Raw genomic sequence first — 17589 nt, forward strand, 5'->3', positions numbered from 1 at the left:
ATGAATGATTCTACTCTACAAATAACAAAATCCCACAAAGGCCCGCTACCAAGCGTGGCCTTTTTGGAGATGAAAAACAAAATACTTGGAAAAAAGTATGAACTATCTATATATTTTGCAGATCCTAAAACTTCAAAAAGTTTAAACAAAAAATACAGAAACAAGACATATATTCCAGACGTGTTGTCTTTCCCCCTTACAGAGTATTCTGGAGAGATTGTCGCCTGTCTCGATGTAATTTACAAAAAGTACAAAGAAGAAGGTTTCAAAACCAAAAAAAGCTACCTTTCTTTCATGATCATACACTCTATGCTCCACCTAAAAGGATTCGACCATGGAACAAAAATGGAAAAAGAAGAAGAAAAGTACAAAAAGATCTTTTGTTAACAAGCTATAAATTCTCTTGGAAACCAAAAAATGGTATTATTTCATCATAGATGAAGAAAGAGATAAGTTTTGCCATAGACATAGGCAGTAGAACAACCAGAATAATTGCCGTTGAAAAGAACCAATCATCCCTACCAAAAGTTAGGGCTATTAGTAAAGTCGATACAAAGGGTGTAAGACACGGAAGAATAATCGACAGAAGAAAAGCAAAAGAATCTATAATGACAGCCGTTTCTCAAATAGAAGAATCTCTTGGTTTCAAAATAAAAAAAATAGCTATATCTTCTGGTGGAATTGGCCTTAGAAGTGATATCAATGATGTAGAAATCGCAGTTGGTAGACCAGATGGCGAAATCACAGAAGCTGACACAAGAAGAGCTCTCAAAGACGCAGAGAGTCTAGCACTTAGCAAAAACAAATGGATACTAGAAACAAAGATAATCGCCTCCAAAGTAGATGGCCAAGAAATCGAAGGATCTCCAGTTGGTTATCATGGAGAAAACCTAACCATACGAGCTATATCTATAAGTAGCCCATATAAACAAGTAGAAGATATTGCTTCTATAATCGAGGAAATTGGTATCAAAGTGAGCTCTATTATCCCTGGCGGTGTAGCACTTTCTGAACTAGTACTTAGCGAATCCCAGAAACAAGCTGGTTCGCTTGTCCTAGATATAGGCGCCGAGACAACAACTGCTACTGTTTTCGAAAACGGAATCCCTGTAGCGGTTTTTGTTTTCTCTTTTGGAGGAGACGATATAACAAACGAAATCGCTCTCAAGCTTCGCGTATCGATAGACGAAGCCGAAGCACTAAAAACTGGCGTACCAACAACAATATCTATCGCCAAGAAAAAGTATGACGAGATAGTAAACGGAAGAATTGAAGAGTTATTCCAAACCGTAGATAATTTTCTGAAAAAAATAAAAAGAAGTGAGCTTCTACCTGGTGGTGTACATATATGTGGTGGTGGTTCTTTTCTAGATGGGATAGAAAATGTTTGCAAAAACAAACTAAGACTACCTGCACAAGTAGGAACACCACAAGCCAAAGAAGGAGAAAAGAATCCAGTCAAAGATCCACTTTGGTTTTTGGTTTATGGAGTTGCAATAGAAGACATGAAAGAAGATCATGACGACGTTTCTTTTGACGACGGAGAGAACCCTATCAAAAATATTTTCAAAAATATTTTCTCACAACTTAAACCTTAGATAAGAAAACACATATCTATTTTGTCAAAAAAAAACAGGAGCGCTCTTCTGTTCTTTTCAAAAATAAAATATATGCTAATATGCCGGGTATATCAGTCCGAAATATTAATAAACCTATAAAAATATGCCAAAAATAAGCCCTGAAATACAATCATTCGCCAGAATCAAGGTTATCGGAATCGGAGGTTCTGGAAAGAATGCACTTAACCACATGGTTAACTCAAAAGTCAAAGGAGTAGAGTTCGTATGTGTAAACACAGATACTCAAGACCTTCATCACTGTTTAGCAGACAAAAAAATTCATATCGGTAAGAACCTAACCAAAGGTCTAGGTGCTGGTATGAAGCCAGAAATAGGACGCGCTGCTGCAGAAGAAACAAAGGCTGAAATCCAAGACACAATCAAAGGTGCAGACATGGTCTTCATCACTTGTGGTATGGGTGGAGGAACAGGAACAGGAGCATCTCCTGTTGTAGCAAGAGCCGCAAAAGAACAAGGCATACTAACTGTGGCTGTAGTTACAAAACCATTCTTCTTCGAAGGAAATCACAGAATGAGATTGGCTGAAAAAGGTATAGGTGAACTAGAACAAGAAGTAGATGCAATCATTGTGATACCAAACGATAGACTACTTGCTATTTCGGGCAAAGAAATGACTCTAAGAAACTCATTTGCACTATGCGATGAGATACTAAAACAAGCTGTAGAAGGAATCTCAGACCTTATAACAACTCCAGGTATAATCAACGTAGACTTCAACGACATCAAAGAAATCATGCACGACGCTGGTAGCGCTCTTATGGGTATCGGTGTTGCATCTGGTGAAGAAAGAGCAAAGAAAGCTGCAATCGAAGCTATCAACTCTCCTCTACTCGATATATCTATCAACGGAGCAAAAGGAGTTTTGTTTGCTGTAGCTGGTGGAGAAGATCTAACTATGAACGAACTCCAAGAAGCTGCTAAGGTTGTTACAGAATCTGTCGACAAGGACGCTAGAATCATACTAGGTACAATCCATGACGAGAGACTCAAGAAGGGTGAAGTTAGAGTTACAGTTATCGCAACTGGCTTCCCTACTGACACTCCTAGAAATTCACTATTCCAAAAAGCTCCAGCAAACACTGACAAAGAAGACGACGGTAGTGGACTAGGATCTATCTTTGCTCCAAAAAAGGAAATGAAGAAAACGGAGATACACAACGAGATTATCGAAGACACTCCAGCTCCAGCTCCTAAAAAACCAGAAATAGAAACTTTCGACGAAGATGACCTACTAGACGAAGATGATGACTGGCACGCAGTACCATCATTTCTAAGAAGAAAGAAATAATTTGAAAAATCCCGCCTTAATAGGTGGGGTTTTTTATTTGTCCGGAAGCGATTTAGGGTTTGCCCCGCAGTTGCGGGGTAAACTTGACTCTTTAGGAACAGCAATACTCATGCTAAAATAGACTAATGGAAAACAAAACATATGAACTTACAATTATCGGTGGAGGTCCAGCAGGAGTGTCGGGTGCTGTTTATGCTGCAAGAAAAAGGATTAAAACCGCTCTTATAACACCAGAATTTGGAGGACAATCTTCTGTATCAGAAAAGATAGAAAACTGGATCGGAGACATAGCCGTATCGGGCTTTGAACTCGCAGAAAGACTAAGAAAACATGCAGAAAGTTACAAGGGTGAATACTTAGATATAGTAAATGGAGAGATTGTAGAAAAAATATCAAAGAACGGAGGAAATTTCTCACTAAAACTTAGCTCAGGAAAAGAAATCGTTTCAAAAAGCATTCTTATCGCCTCTGGATCAGGTAGAAGAAAACTCCCAGCCAAAGGTGCAGACGTTTTCGAAAACAAAGGTATCGTTTACTGTGCGTCTTGTGATGGTCCCCTTTTTGCTGACAAAGATGTTGTAGTTGTAGGTGGAGGAAATGCAGCATTTGAAACTGCGGCTCAACTTCTTGCATATTGCAAAAGCGTTACTCTTATAAACAGAGGTGAAGATTTCCGTGCAGACGAAATAACAGTTGAGAAGGTTCTAAAAGATCCAAAAATGAAAGTTTTGAAAAACTCAGAAATAACAGAAGTTATGGGTGAAATTTTTGTAAACAAGATAACTGTCAAAAACACTTCTTCTGGAGAAGAATCTACTTTAGATGTCGAAGGTGTGTTTGTAGAAATAGGACAAATCCCAAACACAGGCTTTGCAAGTGACGTTTTGGAGCTAGATCAGTACGGGAGGATAACAATAGACCCATGGTCAAACAAAACCTCTACAGAAGGCATCTGGGCCGCTGGAGACTGCAGCAATATCCTATATCACCAGAACAATATCGCTGCCGGCGATGCAGTAAAAGCTCTAGAAGATATATATCTCTGGCTTCACAATACAAAGTAGTCAAAAGTCCGGAATATTCGGACTTTTTGATTTCTGTTGACAATATATCTATATTCTTGTACTATCGAACCTGAACCCTTTAAATTGAAGACTATGACGCAGAAAACAAGCGTGGCAGCAGCCACCACTAAACCCTCTATTGAGTGGCACAAAGAAATTGATCTCGGGAAAGGAATGTACCTGAAAATTCCCCCGAAAAACAATGAAGGCCTGGCACACGGAATGGTCATTAATATCGGCACGGGAGAGCCGCAGATGGTACACAACCAAAAATCGGCAGTGGAATTGATCGACCGTATGTGGAACTGCAAAAAAATCACATACAGTGAATACAAGGCCTGCCGCACAGCCATCTGGGAATCAGGATTCCCGTCAAAAGAATAGGCAATTTCGCCTAACAAAAAAAGCCCAGCACTTCGCTGGGCTTTCACTTTGCCTATTTAATCCAATCTAAAAAAAGTAAAAGAAGTAAAAAAGGTAACACAAAACTACGATCGTAGTTTTGTGTTACCTTTTTGTTTTTGTAAATAAAAAAAACCCGGGCAATCCGGGTTTTTGTTTGATCAATGAGATACTGGCGTGCTGTACTGTGTGTACTCGTATTTCTCTTTGTACTCTTCAAGAGGCTCCTCACCCACTTGGGCATAAACATACAGCATTGCTCGACTTCCCCCTTCACATTCTGGTGAGGCAAACATTTCCCTCTCTGTAATTTGAGCCTCCGGAAAATGGTTTTCTATCTGAACCATTAATCCCTTTATTTTGGCAAGGGTGATACTGGGAAAAGGTCCGAACCGTACCATTAAGGTATCCTGAAAAAACTTTGGCTTACTCATCTTTTTGTGTTTTATTCAACACAAAACTACCAAAAATGGGGTCTTTGTCAAGTGGAGTTATCGAAGTATAGATCTTGGTCCTATTACTCGTTTTGATCGGAGTTTTCTACCAAGGTGAGAGTATTGTCCTGCGTCTATTAGTACAAGATAAAGCAAGAATAGCGAATCCACCAAGTGATCATCTACAAATGGGTTATTGTCTGGTGGAATAAGAGCAAAGTACATAAGCATAAGCATAAGTATCCCAACCACACTCCCTACTCTAACCATAATTCCTAGAAACAGTGTAAGTCCTACAAACAGTAGTCCTAGCATGAAAACCCAGTCTACAAAACTAACTCCTGCAAGCGAACCAAAGAAATCTGCAAACGGTCCTTTGACTCCATGAGTTAGGAAACCTGTCGTTGGTGATCCACCAGAAAGCCACGCCTTTTCTCTCGTCGTTGCAAATCCGAGGCCAAATAGTTTGTCAAAAAATGCCCAAAGGAACACGAAGCCTAGTGTTGCTCTGGTTATGTTTAGTAGTTTTTTGTCTGCTGTCATATACATACATTATACCAAGGGGAATAAAAAATAAAAAACTACCTTTCCCCTAGGGAAAAGGTAGCTATTGAAAAACATTGAAATCAAAATCGAAATCCGCCTTTTCTCGAAGATCCTCGAGACCCTTGAGATTATCTCTCGGCTCAATAAGCCTGATCAAACCCTTCTCGATCTGGTTCACATCTTCTCGAACTTCTTCGAGAGTTCTGATGGTACCATCCACAAGAAACGGAATTTCCATTATACAGATTCTATAGTCCTTCTCATTTCGGTCGAAATAGACGCGACGATGAGAAGTCTCTCTGTCTTTTGGATACTTCGTAAAGTGAGCGTAAGATGTTACATCTACCCAAGAGTGTTTGAAGTTCTTTTTCTCATTGAAACCTCCCCCACTCATGCCGATATAAACAAGCTCTTCTTCTTCGAAAATAAAGTAGATTCCAAATCTCCACTTGTAATACTTGAGTGAGAACCTGTCTTCGCCTTTCTTGTTCTTGTAAAAAGGTGCCACAGTATGTGACCTTATATACTTGATGATGTTTTTCTTTCTACCATTATCAAGCATCCTTTTTACTTTGTTGTAGTGAGTGTCGATTGGCGTATCGAGATACTCTCTTTTGATTTGCCTTTTGATTCCCTTGAAATGTCCAACCTCTGCAGGTACAACAGCATAATGATAATCACCTACATCCTTCTTGAGTCTGTTTCTGACTCGTGAAATAGAAGAATACAAATTCGTTTGAGACTCTCCAACAGAATAGATCCTCTTGGAAAACCTGAACTTGATTATATATATACCGCTAACATTGCGCAGATTGGAAAGATCGTCCAATGGTCGATATTTGAGTTTCCAAAGGGTAAAATCAGGATAATCGGTTTTTGGTCGAGGGACGGTTTTTCTCGTCGCGCGACCAGTTCTGACTTTGTGTTTGCGTCGCGTGACTTTCATCGATTTTCAATTTTTTACCATTATACAAATAAGTCAAAATATCGCAAATTTGACAAAATTATTTTCTATGCGTACAGCCGGGCCAGCAACATGGACGACGTTTGCCATCAGCAAGGTCTTCTCTAGCTCGTCTTATATGATCTATCCTAGTTTCTTTTTTCTTGACCGAGATAACCCAACAAATCCATTCATTTCTAGCGAGTGGTGTTATATCTTCCCATGTAGAAAGTGCCTTCTTGTCTCCGACAATAGCTTCACGTAAATCTGCCGGAACTTTGTGTGCTACACCACTAGAGATTTTTGTCATGAAAAGATTATATCATTTAGAAAATAAAAAAAGCGTCTTTAGGACGCCTTTTGTGTTACTTTCACGACTACTTTTCTTTCGTTGTGATCGATCACTGTCTCGGCTTTCACCTCGAGAAAGTCTGGGATCTGAACCCTGGAAACCGCTCTTGCGATACACCGTAGTTCTTCATTCATATGATCGAGCCGGTACTTGTTTTTTATTCATGCTGGATTTTTGCGTTTAATCGATAATATCACAAAACTCTTCGGCAAAAGTTACCTTTTCCTGAAGAATTGCTTTTTCCCAATACGAGGCTGCTTCTTCTCTTCCCAATAATCTCAAAGCGGCAATTGCATCTTGAGAGAGGACTTCGAAATCACCGTCTATATTTTTTTTCTGAAAAGGCATTTCTGCACCAAGCCACTGCTTTGATATGCCTATACTTGCAAAACTCCTAGGAATTCTCACAATTCGTATTTTACTCATAAAAAGATCATTTTGATTAAAGTTGTAGAGATACTAACATTTTGTGCCAAAAACACAAAATACTAAAATTATTTTACCTTGACTCTATGGACAAAGCACATCTTTTCGTTGTTCTGTCCTGATCTGATCTGAAGAAAAATCATCAAGGAGTAATGAGAAATCATTACTCCTTTTTTGTTTTATATCCTCTAAAGAACTAGAACTTGTGGATTTCGTGTATTTGCGACATTAGAGCTTTTTGAAATCCTGCAAATGCGTTCGTTTCCTCTCTATAAAAATCAAAATCGACTTGGGTGTATGAAGAAATCATAAACTTACTATCAGTCAAAAACTGTTTGTATTTTATAGAGTGATCAAATATCTTTTGTGAAAAGCCTTTTTTTGATGAATAAGAGATTTCAAGTTGTGATCGTATAGAGTCAAGCTTTAACTCAGCATCAAAAAAGTTGTAAATTACGGCATCTCTGTGCTTATTTTCAACAGCAGTACCTTGTGAGAACAATTCGGATATTATTTTATGATTTTTCTCGATTAGACAAATAAGATCTTTCACTTCCTCTATCAAAAGCGATTTAATTCCACGATTGTCATCAATAGCTTTTTTAATCAAAAAAGGAACAAAGCAGGCTATTGAAATAGTTACAAGAAGAGAAATAAAATCTAGAGTATTGATAGTGTTGTCGATCGTGAAAGCACCTAGTTTACCTATGAGGTGATAATTCAAAATAATTAGTAGTAAATCACCAATTATCAGCAAAAGTGTAATGATCTTACTTTTTATCATGAGTTCGAGGGTTTTTAATCTCAGCAATAATCTCATCAAGTCGAGTAGCACTATCGTCTGATTTAAACTCAATGTGCTTCAGAACTAAATCAGCAGTTTTACTCAGAGACAGCTTCCCAAATGAACCCGATATAAAAGAGGATGGATAACCCCAAACACCATCTAGGTCGATTAAGATTTTATAATCATCTTTTACAGCGCCTTCAAAAGCGCCCAGAAGTATATCCTCTAGAAAGGCTTGTCCTGAAAAATCACCATCTTCTCTATATCGAGCTCCTGGGGAGTCAGAGAAATCATTAGCTATTCTTATTTTCTTCTTTATTTCCATATGTTTATACGTTGACCAACTCCCAATGTAGGAACGTCCCATCAAAGTCATAATCCAAGGACTCGTTCAAACTGTTAGTTAAGTCCATTTTAACATTATTTGTAATAATATAAAACGATTTAAACCAAGGATCTTTTGAGTGTCCTACAATCTGGGGTATGCCTTTACCCCTTAACTCTCGATCCTTTTCAATACGAGAATGTATCTTACCTGCCAAAAGATCATCAACAAGATTTATATTTGGATACAGCCCAGTAATTTTAAGTAGTTTTGTAACGTAACTTTTTGTATGTGTACTTTTAAAGATACCAACCCCCAAATCAATGAAAGTATATGATGTAGAGTTTGTGATTGGATTATTATAAACATATAACCACCAACGACATTCTCCTTGTTTACTTAGGTTTGCGTGATTGTGGGTGTTTGCCATACATTCAATCAGGATTTCGTAGAGAGATGAGTGGATATCATAGGACTCAGCATCGGGTTTTGATTTTTTATACACGTTTTCCATTCCGATGATACAGGCATTTTTCGCTATTTTCTCGACTACTTTTTGAGCAAACTCTTTGTGTAACAGGTTTCCGGGTTGGGCTTTTTTAAAACTTACTGCTTTAGTAATATGTTCGTAAAAACCAGACTCGGTAAAGATTTTCTTTAGATCATCTTTTTTTGGCTCATTACCCCTAGAATTTCCTGTAGAAGTAAACTTCGGGCTTTTTATACTTGCAACTAATAATGCAACTGTGTCAGGTGTCATTTGAGAAACATCGGAAATATCAAAGTTCACATTTTTCTTTCCGTAAAAGATTTTTTTGGCATCATTAAAATACTTCAGAACCTCGTTCGTGTTATTTATAAAGGAGAAATTATCAGGTGCCTTGTGTTCAATGTAGGGCGCTATCTGATGTTTTTTTACAGCAACAAAATGACGATGTTTTGCAACGCCCTTGTTTTTCTTTCTGTTTTTCCATTTAGCTTTGTGTCTTTTTTCTTGATACCTTTTTCGTATTAAAAATAAAGTCCAAGCAGTACTATTTTTCGTAAGTCTCTTCATATATCAATTACCGACACAACGTACAATTGTTCTGGTCAGGTACTTAAAACAACATCATTCTATCATTTTTGAACTTAAAAATTAAGCCAGAAAATGCTATAATTTCAATATGCAAAAGATGGAACTCGCCAATAGAAACGGTTTGAAAATCGTAGGAGTACTAGAGAGTAAAAATGAAGCTCCTAGGGGTACTTGTATTGTTCAACATGGCTGGGGTGGGCATAGAGACAAGGATACCGTACAAGCAATAAAAAATGCTTTTCTTGATGCTGGTTTTCAGACATTCAACTTTGATGCTACGCACTCGTTTGGTGAAAGTGATAGTGACTTTGAACAATCAATATCGTTTGTGACCCTACGGGGAATCGAACCCCGATTACCGGCTTGAGAAGCCGATGTCCTAACCGTTAGACGATAGGGCCATACTTTCCACGCAAAAATGAGTGGAAAGTGGATTTTTTAACAAAAAACAATCGAGAGAGATAATAACATTTTATAACTATTTTTCAAGAGTATTATCTATCCGGCGGGATGTCGTAATAGTTGATCAAGAACTTAACTGTATCGAAAAACGATTCTCCAAGTGTCTGGGATGAATATCTCGCACCAATAGGCTCTTTTATGAAATAAAAGACAAGATATTCTGGATCATATGCTGGGAAGTAACCAAATATAGAGTGTAGATACCTACTCTCATAATAGCCACCGTTTACAGGATCAGGAATCTGGGCAGTACCCGTTTTGCCCGCAACGCTGTGAGTTGGGATTTTGTAAGAGCCGCTATTCATAGAATCTAGAACCTCTACAAGCATTCTAGTAATCTCCTCGCTTGTTTCAGGATTGATATTTGACCTCTCTTGTTTATCCCATTTTAGCTCCTTTTCCTTGCCCTCGTATATGAGCTTTTTGCCTATATGGAGATTCGGTAGCTCACCGTCGTTTGCAAGCGCTGAGAAGGCTCTCACGGCCTCAAAAGGCGTTATGGCGATACCTTGTCCAAACGATGCTGTGGCATATTCTAGCTGTCTCGGACTATACAAGTTCGAGACCTTACCAGATATCTCACTAGGCAGGTCCACTCCTGTCGGCTCGTCTATTCCATATCCTAGGAGATAATCTCTCACTCTGTCTTTGCCGAGTTTGTCTGCTACAAAAACCATACCAGTGTTTAGAGACTGGTTTAGAACATCTTGCATTGTTGCAGTACCTCTACCCTTCTTGTCGAAGTTATATATAGTCTTGTCTTCTACCACAACAGATCCACCGTCATAGTATGATGTGTCTCTTGTCACAACCTTGGAGTTTAGTGCTCCTGCCATAACAAGTGGCTTTATCACAGAACCAAACTCATAAATGTTAGAAGTAAATGGATTGATGAACGAACTTATAGTATTCACTTTTTCATACTCGTTCGGATCAAAAGACGGTACGAAAGATATCGCGATTATTTCTCCTGTTACAGGATCTAGTATCAAGGCACCAGCTGAAGTAGTGTTCCATCTCTCGGTTAGATCAAGAAGCGTGTTTCGCAAATAAATCTCTACATTTGGATCGATTGTTGTTATAAGGTTTGCATAACCACTTTTACCAGTGATTATGTTTCGAACATTCAAGAATACTTCTGCAAACGGATTGATTGCCACAGAACCCTCGCCACCATCTAGCTCTTCGTTGTAGTATCTTTCTAGTCCGTATCTACCAGAAAGTTTATCTCCTTCGAAACCAACAAAACCTACAGTTTGAGCTGCTATGTTGTCCCCTGGATAAAAGCGCCAGTTTTGCGCCGAAATATAAACACCTGGTAGTTCTAACTCACTTATAGATACACCTTCGTCTTTGTCTATTTCATGATGCACTTCGTAGAACTTACCGTCAGCTTTTTCGATAGTAGAGTTATACTTCTCTTCGTCTATGTCTATATATTGTTTGAGTGCTTCTAGCGTTCCGTCTACATCTTCTATCTGGTTTGGAACTATCTGTAGTTTATAACCACTCTTGGTTGTAGCGAGGGCGATTAGTCCACCGTCTTTGTCTTCCATATAGATATCACCTCTCTTGAAAGTAGGTGATTTCTGACTAACATATTTTTCTTCGGCTTCTTTTCTGTATTCGTCAACATTCAAAACCTGTATAGTAAAAAGCTTCACTATAACTAAAAGAGAAAGGGCCATAAGCCCTATCGATAGAAAACGTATTCTAGATATGTGGGTATTCTTTAGGTTATTCTTGAGAAATGACATAAGCAAGATCCTGCCCCTTGTCTGTATAAGCAACTCCTACTGGTTCTACAAATCCCATATCAGCAAGTCTTTTCGAATTACTTATTTCTTGAATCTTCGAGAGGTAATCTATTTGCATAACAGAAAGATCTGTCTTTGCATCTCTAGAATCCTTTCTCAGGCTCTCTGACTTCACAGCATACGAAGCGGATACACCTATTATATAGAAATATGAGAAAATCCCCAAAAACATAGCCAGTACCATCCTGTTGGAGTAAACTTTGTATTTATTTTTTTTGTTTCTTTTTCCCATTTTATTTGTTTGATTAATTTTTTTCAAAAATTCTTAGTTTTGCACTTCTAGATCTAGGATTTTCTAGAACTTCTTCTCTAGAAGGTTTGATAACTTTTTTGTTTACTCGCTTCCCTTTTCCTTCTTCTTCGAATCTAGAAAAGATTCTTTTGATCAGTCTGTCTTCTAAGCTATGAAATGTTATGACAGCTATCTTTCCGTTTGGTGCGAGCTTTTCTAATACATCGTTTAGACTTTGCTCTACAGCACCAAGCTCGTCGTTTACAGCTATCCTTATCGCTTGAAAAGTCTTGGTTGCGGGATTTATCTTGCCGTTTCGGTAAAACCCAGGAACACTACTCTTGATACATTCGACGAGTTCTAGGGTTGTCTCAAATCTTTTCGTCTTTCTTCTTTCGACGATAGACTTGGCGATTCTTCTAGCGAATCTTTCTTCTCCGTAACCTTCGATTATAGAAACTAGACTTTCTTCACTCCAGTCATTTACGACATCTTCTGCTGAAAATAGATTTGAATCATCGTCAGAGAGTGTCATAGAGAGTGGTTCATCTTTTTGAAAAGTGAATCCCCTACCAGAGGCGTCTATCTGGTATGAGCTCACGCCGAGGTCGTATACGATGCCGTTTATTTCTTTTACATTTTGTTCTTCGAGGAATTGTTTTATGTTTCGAAAATCTCCTTGGATCGCGCGAAAGTGGCAGTGCGCAAACTTGGATAGTCGTTCCTCAGAACTTTTTATGGCAAACGAATCTTTGTCTATTCCGATGAGAGTTATGTTTTTGTTTGATTGGCATATCTTTTCGCTGTGCCCACCAAAACCTAGTGTTGCATCGATATATACTCCTCCTTCTTTGATAGAAAGTCCTTCTATTGCTTCATTTAAAAGTACTGTTTTGTGGTGTAGACTCATAACTAAAGTATTCCTACTTGTCCCAGTTTTTCAGCCAAAGTGTCGGCTTCTTTCTCTATAGAGTTTTTGTACTTGTTCCAAGAATCAACGTTCCAAAGTTCGACCCTATTGTCTACACCGATGATCGCAACTTTGCCCTTGATACTGGAGCGCTCTACAAGAAACTGAGGTACAAGTATTCTGCCGATAGAGTCAACCGAAGCCTCTACCGCATTACCGAAAAGAAGACGGGAAAAACTTCGGTTGTCACTTTGGAGCATCGATGATTCACGAAGTCTTTGTGAGACTCTTTCCCACTCATTCTTGGTGAACATAGCGATACACTTATCCAAACCTATAGCCAAGATCACACTTTTTCCGAGTTCTTTTCTGAACTTTGCCGGAAGTGAAACGCGATTTTTTTCGTCTATTGTATGGATAAATTCTCCTATCAGCATATATACCCCCGTGGAAACTTTTTTAGAATATTTTTGATATTCCCACTAATTCCCACTTGATACCATTATATCCCACAATCAACCAATGCACCACCACAAAATACCACTTTTCCACAGAGAAAATGGTTGGAAAATATATTATTTGAAACAAACGTTTATTAGAATAATTACTTTACAAAAAACCTATAATGATGTATGGTATATATTAAATAAAAACGCACATTATGGGAAAACAAAGAAGTACTGTGGCTGCGAATATTATAAACAGGCACCTCAGAAGCGGTGCTGGTATCGCTATAGTGAACGGAGAATTTCAGGTTCACCGGGTACCGAATATTTCCGGTGAGCAAAAAAAAGATAACCCCGGCCTTCTGGTGGTTATAACACCATCCGTAAAAAGGCAGCTCGATCTTTCTGATCGGGACATTGAAACACTGATGGACTAAAAAACAAAAGCCGATGCTGTACGCATCGGCTTTTTTTAATCTTCTTTTGGTCGCATCAGTGGGAACAGTGTTGTTTCTCTAAGTGGTTTATCTTCGAAAAATGAGAACAATCTTTCTCCGAAACCAAAACCACAAGTAGGTGGCATACCGTGTTCGAGCATCTCTACAAATTCCCATTCTGGCATCATAGCTTCTTCGTCTCCCCTATCTATGAGTTTTTGTTGTAAATCAAATCTTTCTCGTTGGTCTATCGGATCGTTTAGTTCAGAAAAACCATTTCCAACTTCACTTCCTGCAATTATGATCTGGAATCTTTCTGTCAAAAGTGGGTTGTCAGTTCTAGCCTTGGAAAGTGGTGACACAAGTTTAGGATGACCTACCAAGAATACTGGTCCAGCTATTTGTTTTCTACAATACTTCCAGAGTGTATCAGTTAAACGCTCTTTGTTGTCTCCTTCGTACGACACACCAAGTTCTTTTAGTTTATCTTTCATTTCTTCTTCGCTTGCAGTTAGTACATCGATACCTGTAACTCGTTTTACTTCATCGACATACTCGATACGAGGCCAATCACCAGAAAGATCAAACTCTTGTCCGCGTGCAGTAAATTTCATCTTGCCATATACCTTTTGTGCTATTTCTTGGTAAAGTCTTTGAGTTAGAGCCATTCCGTCTTCGTAGTTTGCATAAGCCCAATAAAATTCCATATTGGTAAACTCTTGAAGGTGCTCTGGACTAGATCCTTCGTTTCTATAAGCACGGCCTATTTCAAATGTTTTTGGAAAACCAGCCGCCATAAGTCTCTTCTGCCACAACTCTCCTATCGAGATACGCAAATAAACATCGATATCAAAATCACGATGATAAGTTTTGAAAGGATTCGCTTCTGCTCCACCAGTCGTTACTTCAAGAGTCGGTGTTTCTACTTCTAGGAATCCTTCTTTTTTCAGAAAGTCTCGTGTTACTTCCCAAAAAATAGATTTACGTACGAAAAGCTCACGTAGTTCTGAGTTCATGGCGATATCTAGATATCTTTTTCTATACCTCTCGTCATCGTCTGTGATACCATGCCATTTTTCAGGAAGAGGTAGAAGTGTCTTTGAGCCCATCTGCCAGTCTTTTGCCAAAACGCTCATTTCACCTTTTTGAGTAACGAAAACTCCTCCAGAAAAACTAACTATATCGCCTATATCAACTGTATCGACAAAAAGTGTAAATACTTTCTCGTCCATTTCGTCTTTCTTCAAAACAACTTGGAACTTTTCTGTACCATCATCTAGTACGACAAAAAGTATCGCTCCTTGTCCGCGAATCGCCATGATCCTACCAGCGATAGAAACTTCTTCGCCGCTTTTTTCTATTTGTTCGAAAGAATCTCGAAGAAGCTTATTGGAGATTGTTTTTTTGATCAAAGATGGATAAGGGTTTATCCCTTCTTTTTGAAGAAGTTCTAGTTTCTTTATTCTAGCTTCTTGAATATCTTTGAGTGCCATTAGCTGATACTTATAATAGCATATTCTTGCTCTCCTTGTGGAGTAGAAACAACTACCTTATCACCCTTTTTCTTGCCAAGAACAGCGTGTCCAAGTGGTGATTTGAAAGAAAGCATGCCAAGTGACATGTCAGCTTCTTCTTCTCCGACTAGAGTAAACTCTCTTTCTGATTTGTCAGATTTTTTCTTTAGTTTTATTTTTGATCCTAGAGAAACTTCTCCCTTTATACCTTTTTCGATAATAACGCTGTTTCTCAATATATTTTCTAAACTTGATATTTTTTCTTCTAGTTTTGCCTGTTCGTCTCTGGCTTGGTGGTATTCCGCGTTTTCAGATAGGTCTCCTAGACCCTTGGCAAAAGCGAGTGTATCCAAGATTTCTTGTCTTTTTGGTCCTTTTAATTCTTGGAGTTCTTTCTCAAGAGACTCTTTTTTGTCTAGAGAAAGATAATATTTTGACTCATCCATATCGTGAAATAATACTTGCTACAAACCCAAAAGTCAATCCGTCTTTACTCATCCTCTATAAGGAAGTCGAAAGTATCTACTTTTGAAAGGGTTTTTTGCATAACCCATGTGGCTCCGGGCTGGTCTAGTGGTCCATTTTCCATAATCACAGCAAAAGCGTACTGTGGGTCATCATATGGGAAAAATCCCACAACCCAAGAGTTGACCCTCTGTTTTGCGAGACCAACCTGCGCAGTACCAGTCTTGGCAGCAATGTCGATAGGAAGATAACTAAGTGCGATACCAGTACCTTCCAAAACCACGCCTCTCATACCCTCTCTTACGACATCAAAATGTTCTGGATCTATAGGAAGAGGCTCTTTGCTAACCAACTCTTCATCACTTGTTATCGTAACGTGTGGAGTAACCAAAGTTCCACCGTTTGCAATAGCTGCGATAGCTCTAACCATCTGTATAGGTGTTACTTGAAAACCATACTGACCGATAGCAGTGTTATATGTGTCTCCAACTCTCCATATGTCACCGTTAAACACCTTTTTCTTCCAATCGGGGTTTGGGATAATGCCGTCTTTTTCTCCAGAAAGATCTATTCCTGTTTTCTCTCCAATACCAAACATTCTTGTGTATTTTTCTATCCCACTTATACCAAGACCTTTTTGGTTTTCAAATCCTCCACTAATTTCATAAAAATATACGTTTGAAGAAACAGTAAGCGCTCTTCTCATATCAACCCAACCGTGAGCCTTGTTGTCTTTGTATGTATAAACAACATCTGGATCATACGGGCTCACAAGACTTATAGAACCAGAACTGTATATTTGTTTTTCTTCATCTATTACACCTTCTTCTAGTGCACCTATAGCTACAAACGGCTTTACAATCGAACCGGGCGTGTATAGTCCAGAAAGAGAGCGTAGAAGGAATGGTTTACTTTTATCGTTTTGATAAGAATTGATTGTTTCTTTATCTTCCCCAAGTGACATAATCTCACTATCGAACTCAGGATAACTTGTCATAGCCAAAACCCCACCACTTTTGATACTCATGATTACACCCGCACCACCAACATATCCGTACTCTTCTGAGTGATTCTTGATAGAGTCGTAAAATGCAGACTGCAAAACACTGTCGATTGTAAGATATAGGTTTTCTCCAGCAATGCTACTCTTGATACTGTTTTCGGAATAGATATTTCCAAAAACGTCTCTTTCGATAAGTCTCTCACCATTTTCTCCAGACAATAGATCGTTGTATTCAGCTTCTACCCCACTCTTTCCGATAAAGTCTTCTTGCCAATAATTTCCAGACGAGTCGAGTTTTGGATAACTAACATAACCAAGTATGTGACTAAAACCACCTCCATCTATATAACTTCTTTTCGGAACTATTTCTCCCTCTTCTTTCTTCTCGTTCCATGCTAGCTCTACCCCGTTTCTGTCATAGATAACACCACGTTCAGAAAAAAGAATTTCTTTGTCCAGACTGTTTCTGACACTTTGGTCATAGTATTTTGCTCCTGCAAAAATCTGCAAACTAGCGAGCCTAGCTGTTATCCCAACAAAAACAAAAAATATAATGAAAGAAAATACTCTGACTGTGGTTTTGGAAATAGGTTTTTCGATTGTACCTTCGAATTGCTGGACATTGAAACTCGGCAAGTTAGAAGAGTCGAGAAAAATCTCGTCTGGGTAGATTTCTCGTTTAGAATATTTTTTTGAAACTTTTCTAAGTCTAATCATATTTTATGAATCTAAAGAAACTTTTCTAAAGAAAGAAAGTAGTACGAAGGTTAGTATTACGAAAAAAGTATGGAACGCCATCATATGCATAAATCCAGAACTAGTAGCAAAAACACTATCTAGATATATAGCTGGAAGTAGCCCTACCAAAGGATGAGCCCCGAAATAGATAAAAAACACAAATAAAACAAGTGTCATCCATATAGGCAAAGACATGGCGCTTCCAAGCAAAAATATCGCTGAAATAACGGATATCATGTACCTAGTATATCATGAGGGGGAGGCAGTTTTCAACTCCTAT

Annotated in this window: 23 protein-coding genes and 1 tRNA gene; 6 read left to right on the top strand and 18 right to left on the bottom strand. The window is 38.5% G+C overall.

Annotation, left to right across the window (positions count from 1 at the left end):
- The 5 genes from ybeY to H6791_01115 all read left to right on the top strand — a co-directional run bounded on the left by ybeY (position 1) and on the right by H6791_01115 (position 4376).
- Positions 1–387, top strand: a complete 387-nt coding sequence (ybeY, locus tag H6791_01095; GenBank protein ID USN95010.1) for an rRNA maturation RNase YbeY — start codon at positions 1–3, stop codon at positions 385–387.
- Positions 388–437: 50 nt separating this feature from the next.
- Positions 438–1598 (top strand): pilus assembly protein PilM, encoded by a 1161-nt coding sequence (gene pilM / locus H6791_01100; GenBank protein ID USN95011.1) that lies wholly within the window; start codon positions 438–440, stop codon positions 1596–1598.
- Between the two features lie 124 nt (positions 1599–1722).
- Positions 1723–2928, top strand: coding sequence for a cell division protein FtsZ (gene ftsZ, locus H6791_01105; protein ID USN95012.1), 1206 nt, complete (start codon positions 1723–1725; stop codon positions 2926–2928).
- A gap of 125 nt (positions 2929–3053) precedes the next feature.
- Positions 3054–3992 (top strand): FAD-dependent oxidoreductase, encoded by a 939-nt coding sequence (locus H6791_01110; GenBank protein ID USN95013.1) that lies wholly within the window; start codon positions 3054–3056, stop codon positions 3990–3992.
- Positions 3993–4085: 93 nt separating this feature from the next.
- Positions 4086–4376: a hypothetical protein gene (locus H6791_01115; protein USN95014.1), complete on the top strand. Its 291-nt coding sequence runs from the start codon at positions 4086–4088 to the stop codon at positions 4374–4376.
- A 179-nt stretch (positions 4377–4555) separates the two neighbouring features.
- Here H6791_01115 and H6791_01120 read toward each other — a convergent pair whose 3' ends face one another.
- From H6791_01120 to mraZ, 14 genes are all read right to left on the bottom strand, one after another.
- Positions 4556–4828: a hypothetical protein gene (locus H6791_01120; GenBank protein USN95015.1), complete on the bottom strand. Its 273-nt coding sequence runs from the start codon at positions 4826–4828 to the stop codon at positions 4556–4558.
- A gap of 57 nt (positions 4829–4885) precedes the next feature.
- Positions 4886–5371 carry a hypothetical protein gene (locus H6791_01125; GenBank protein USN95016.1) on the bottom strand — a complete coding sequence of 162 codons (486 nt, stop codon included), beginning with the start codon at positions 5369–5371 and terminating at the stop codon, positions 4886–4888.
- A 64-nt stretch (positions 5372–5435) separates the two neighbouring features.
- Positions 5436–6203, bottom strand: a complete 768-nt coding sequence (locus tag H6791_01130) for a hypothetical protein (protein ID USN95017.1) — start codon at positions 6201–6203, stop codon at positions 5436–5438.
- Between the two features lie 175 nt (positions 6204–6378).
- Complete coding sequence (locus tag H6791_01135; protein USN95018.1) at positions 6379–6627, bottom strand: YdeI/OmpD-associated family protein; 249 nt, start codon at positions 6625–6627, stop codon at positions 6379–6381.
- 38 nt (positions 6628–6665) lie between these two features.
- Positions 6666–6803 (bottom strand): hypothetical protein, encoded by a 138-nt coding sequence (locus H6791_01140; GenBank protein USN95019.1) that lies wholly within the window; start codon positions 6801–6803, stop codon positions 6666–6668.
- Positions 6804–6849: 46 nt separating this feature from the next.
- Positions 6850–7095 (bottom strand): hypothetical protein, encoded by a 246-nt coding sequence (locus H6791_01145; GenBank protein ID USN95020.1) that lies wholly within the window; start codon positions 7093–7095, stop codon positions 6850–6852.
- 196 nt (positions 7096–7291) lie between these two features.
- Positions 7292–7879: a hypothetical protein gene (locus H6791_01150; GenBank protein USN95021.1), complete on the bottom strand. Its 588-nt coding sequence runs from the start codon at positions 7877–7879 to the stop codon at positions 7292–7294.
- Positions 7866–8207: an STAS-like domain-containing protein gene (locus tag H6791_01155; GenBank protein USN95022.1), complete on the bottom strand. Its 342-nt coding sequence runs from the start codon at positions 8205–8207 to the stop codon at positions 7866–7868. The genes H6791_01150 and H6791_01155 overlap by 14 nt, the downstream gene beginning before the upstream one ends.
- 4 nt (positions 8208–8211) lie before the next feature.
- Complete coding sequence (locus H6791_01160) at positions 8212–9264, bottom strand: hypothetical protein (GenBank protein ID USN95023.1); 1053 nt, start codon at positions 9262–9264, stop codon at positions 8212–8214.
- A gap of 350 nt (positions 9265–9614) precedes the next feature.
- Positions 9615–9686, bottom strand: a tRNA-Glu gene (locus H6791_01165).
- 93 nt (positions 9687–9779) lie between these two features.
- Positions 9780–11504, bottom strand: a complete 1725-nt coding sequence (locus H6791_01170; protein ID USN95024.1) for a penicillin-binding protein 2 — start codon at positions 11502–11504, stop codon at positions 9780–9782.
- On the bottom strand, positions 11485–11796 hold the full coding sequence (locus tag H6791_01175) for a hypothetical protein (GenBank protein ID USN95025.1): 312 nt from the start codon (positions 11794–11796) through the stop codon (positions 11485–11487). Before H6791_01175 ends, H6791_01170 begins: the two co-directional genes overlap by 20 nt.
- A 13-nt stretch (positions 11797–11809) precedes the next feature.
- Positions 11810–12706: a 16S rRNA (cytosine(1402)-N(4))-methyltransferase RsmH gene (gene rsmH / locus H6791_01180; GenBank protein USN95026.1), complete on the bottom strand. Its 897-nt coding sequence runs from the start codon at positions 12704–12706 to the stop codon at positions 11810–11812.
- A 2-nt stretch (positions 12707–12708) separates the two neighbouring features.
- Positions 12709–13143 (bottom strand): division/cell wall cluster transcriptional repressor MraZ, encoded by a 435-nt coding sequence (mraZ, locus tag H6791_01185; protein ID USN95027.1) that lies wholly within the window; start codon positions 13141–13143, stop codon positions 12709–12711.
- Between the two features lie 224 nt (positions 13144–13367).
- On the opposite strand from mraZ, the gene H6791_01190 reads away from it, so the two are divergent.
- A complete protein-coding gene (locus H6791_01190) occupies positions 13368–13589 on the top strand; it encodes a hypothetical protein (GenBank protein USN95028.1) in 222 nt (73 codons plus the stop codon).
- Between the two features lie 35 nt (positions 13590–13624).
- On the opposite strand, the gene lysS is transcribed toward H6791_01190, so the two are convergent.
- Genes lysS through H6791_01210 form a run of 4 tightly spaced genes read right to left on the bottom strand, consistent with a single transcriptional unit; the run spans position 13625 to position 17546 of the window.
- Complete coding sequence (lysS, locus tag H6791_01195) at positions 13625–15082, bottom strand: lysine--tRNA ligase (GenBank protein ID USN95029.1); 1458 nt, start codon at positions 15080–15082, stop codon at positions 13625–13627.
- A complete protein-coding gene (greA, locus tag H6791_01200) occupies positions 15082–15549 on the bottom strand; it encodes a transcription elongation factor GreA (protein ID USN95030.1) in 468 nt (155 codons plus the stop codon). Before greA ends, lysS begins: the two co-directional genes overlap by 1 nt.
- A gap of 44 nt (positions 15550–15593) precedes the next feature.
- Positions 15594–17288 (bottom strand): hypothetical protein, encoded by a 1695-nt coding sequence (locus tag H6791_01205; GenBank protein ID USN95031.1) that lies wholly within the window; start codon positions 17286–17288, stop codon positions 15594–15596.
- A 3-nt stretch (positions 17289–17291) separates the two neighbouring features.
- A complete protein-coding gene (locus H6791_01210; protein USN95032.1) occupies positions 17292–17546 on the bottom strand; it encodes a hypothetical protein in 255 nt (84 codons plus the stop codon).
- Between the last annotated feature and the right edge of the window lie 43 nt (positions 17547–17589).

It is taken from the genome of Candidatus Nomurabacteria bacterium (assembly GCA_023898605.1).
Classification (GTDB): domain Bacteria; phylum Patescibacteriota; class Minisyncoccia; order Phycocordibacterales; family UBA9973; genus HK-STAS-PATE-34.

What these genes read in the sequence shown, in the direction of transcription:
- H6791_01125 (USN95016.1), bottom strand. Translation starts at nt 5,371, where the DNA reads ATGACAGCAGACAAAAAACTACTAAACATAACCAGAGCAACACTAGGC.
- H6791_01155 (USN95022.1), bottom strand. Translation starts at nt 8,207, where the DNA reads ATGGAAATAAAGAAGAAAATAAGAATAGCTAATGATTTCTCTGACTCC.
- H6791_01210 (USN95032.1), bottom strand. Translation starts at nt 17,546, where the DNA reads ATGATATCCGTTATTTCAGCGATATTTTTGCTTGGAAGCGCCATGTCT.
- H6791_01120 (USN95015.1), bottom strand. Translation starts at nt 4,828, where the DNA reads ATGAGTAAGCCAAAGTTTTTTCAGGATACCTTAATGGTACGGTTCGGA.
- ftsZ (USN95012.1), top strand. Translation starts at nt 1,723, where the DNA reads ATGCCAAAAATAAGCCCTGAAATACAATCATTCGCCAGAATCAAGGTT.
- H6791_01190 (USN95028.1), top strand. Translation starts at nt 13,368, where the DNA reads ATGGGAAAACAAAGAAGTACTGTGGCTGCGAATATTATAAACAGGCAC.
- pilM (USN95011.1), top strand. Translation starts at nt 438, where the DNA reads ATGAAGAAAGAGATAAGTTTTGCCATAGACATAGGCAGTAGAACAACC.
- H6791_01110 (USN95013.1), top strand. Translation starts at nt 3,054, where the DNA reads ATGGAAAACAAAACATATGAACTTACAATTATCGGTGGAGGTCCAGCA.
- H6791_01175 (USN95025.1), bottom strand. Translation starts at nt 11,796, where the DNA reads ATGGGAAAAAGAAACAAAAAAAATAAATACAAAGTTTACTCCAACAGG.
- H6791_01145 (USN95020.1), bottom strand. Translation starts at nt 7,095, where the DNA reads ATGAGTAAAATACGAATTGTGAGAATTCCTAGGAGTTTTGCAAGTATA.
- H6791_01160 (USN95023.1), bottom strand. Translation starts at nt 9,264, where the DNA reads ATGAAGAGACTTACGAAAAATAGTACTGCTTGGACTTTATTTTTAATA.
- H6791_01150 (USN95021.1), bottom strand. Translation starts at nt 7,879, where the DNA reads ATGATAAAAAGTAAGATCATTACACTTTTGCTGATAATTGGTGATTTA.
- H6791_01135 (USN95018.1), bottom strand. Translation starts at nt 6,627, where the DNA reads ATGACAAAAATCTCTAGTGGTGTAGCACACAAAGTTCCGGCAGATTTA.
- lysS (USN95029.1), bottom strand. Translation starts at nt 15,082, where the DNA reads ATGGCACTCAAAGATATTCAAGAAGCTAGAATAAAGAAACTAGAACTT.
- greA (USN95030.1), bottom strand. Translation starts at nt 15,549, where the DNA reads ATGGATGAGTCAAAATATTATCTTTCTCTAGACAAAAAAGAGTCTCTT.
- H6791_01140 (USN95019.1), bottom strand. Translation starts at nt 6,803, where the DNA reads ATGAATGAAGAACTACGGTGTATCGCAAGAGCGGTTTCCAGGGTTCAG.
- H6791_01205 (USN95031.1), bottom strand. Translation starts at nt 17,288, where the DNA reads ATGATTAGACTTAGAAAAGTTTCAAAAAAATATTCTAAACGAGAAATC.
- rsmH (USN95026.1), bottom strand. Translation starts at nt 12,706, where the DNA reads ATGAGTCTACACCACAAAACAGTACTTTTAAATGAAGCAATAGAAGGA.
- H6791_01170 (USN95024.1), bottom strand. Translation starts at nt 11,504, where the DNA reads ATGTCATTTCTCAAGAATAACCTAAAGAATACCCACATATCTAGAATA.
- mraZ (USN95027.1), bottom strand. Translation starts at nt 13,143, where the DNA reads ATGCTGATAGGAGAATTTATCCATACAATAGACGAAAAAAATCGCGTT.
- H6791_01115 (USN95014.1), top strand. Translation starts at nt 4,086, where the DNA reads ATGACGCAGAAAACAAGCGTGGCAGCAGCCACCACTAAACCCTCTATT.
- ybeY (USN95010.1), top strand. Translation starts at nt 1, where the DNA reads ATGAATGATTCTACTCTACAAATAACAAAATCCCACAAAGGCCCGCTA.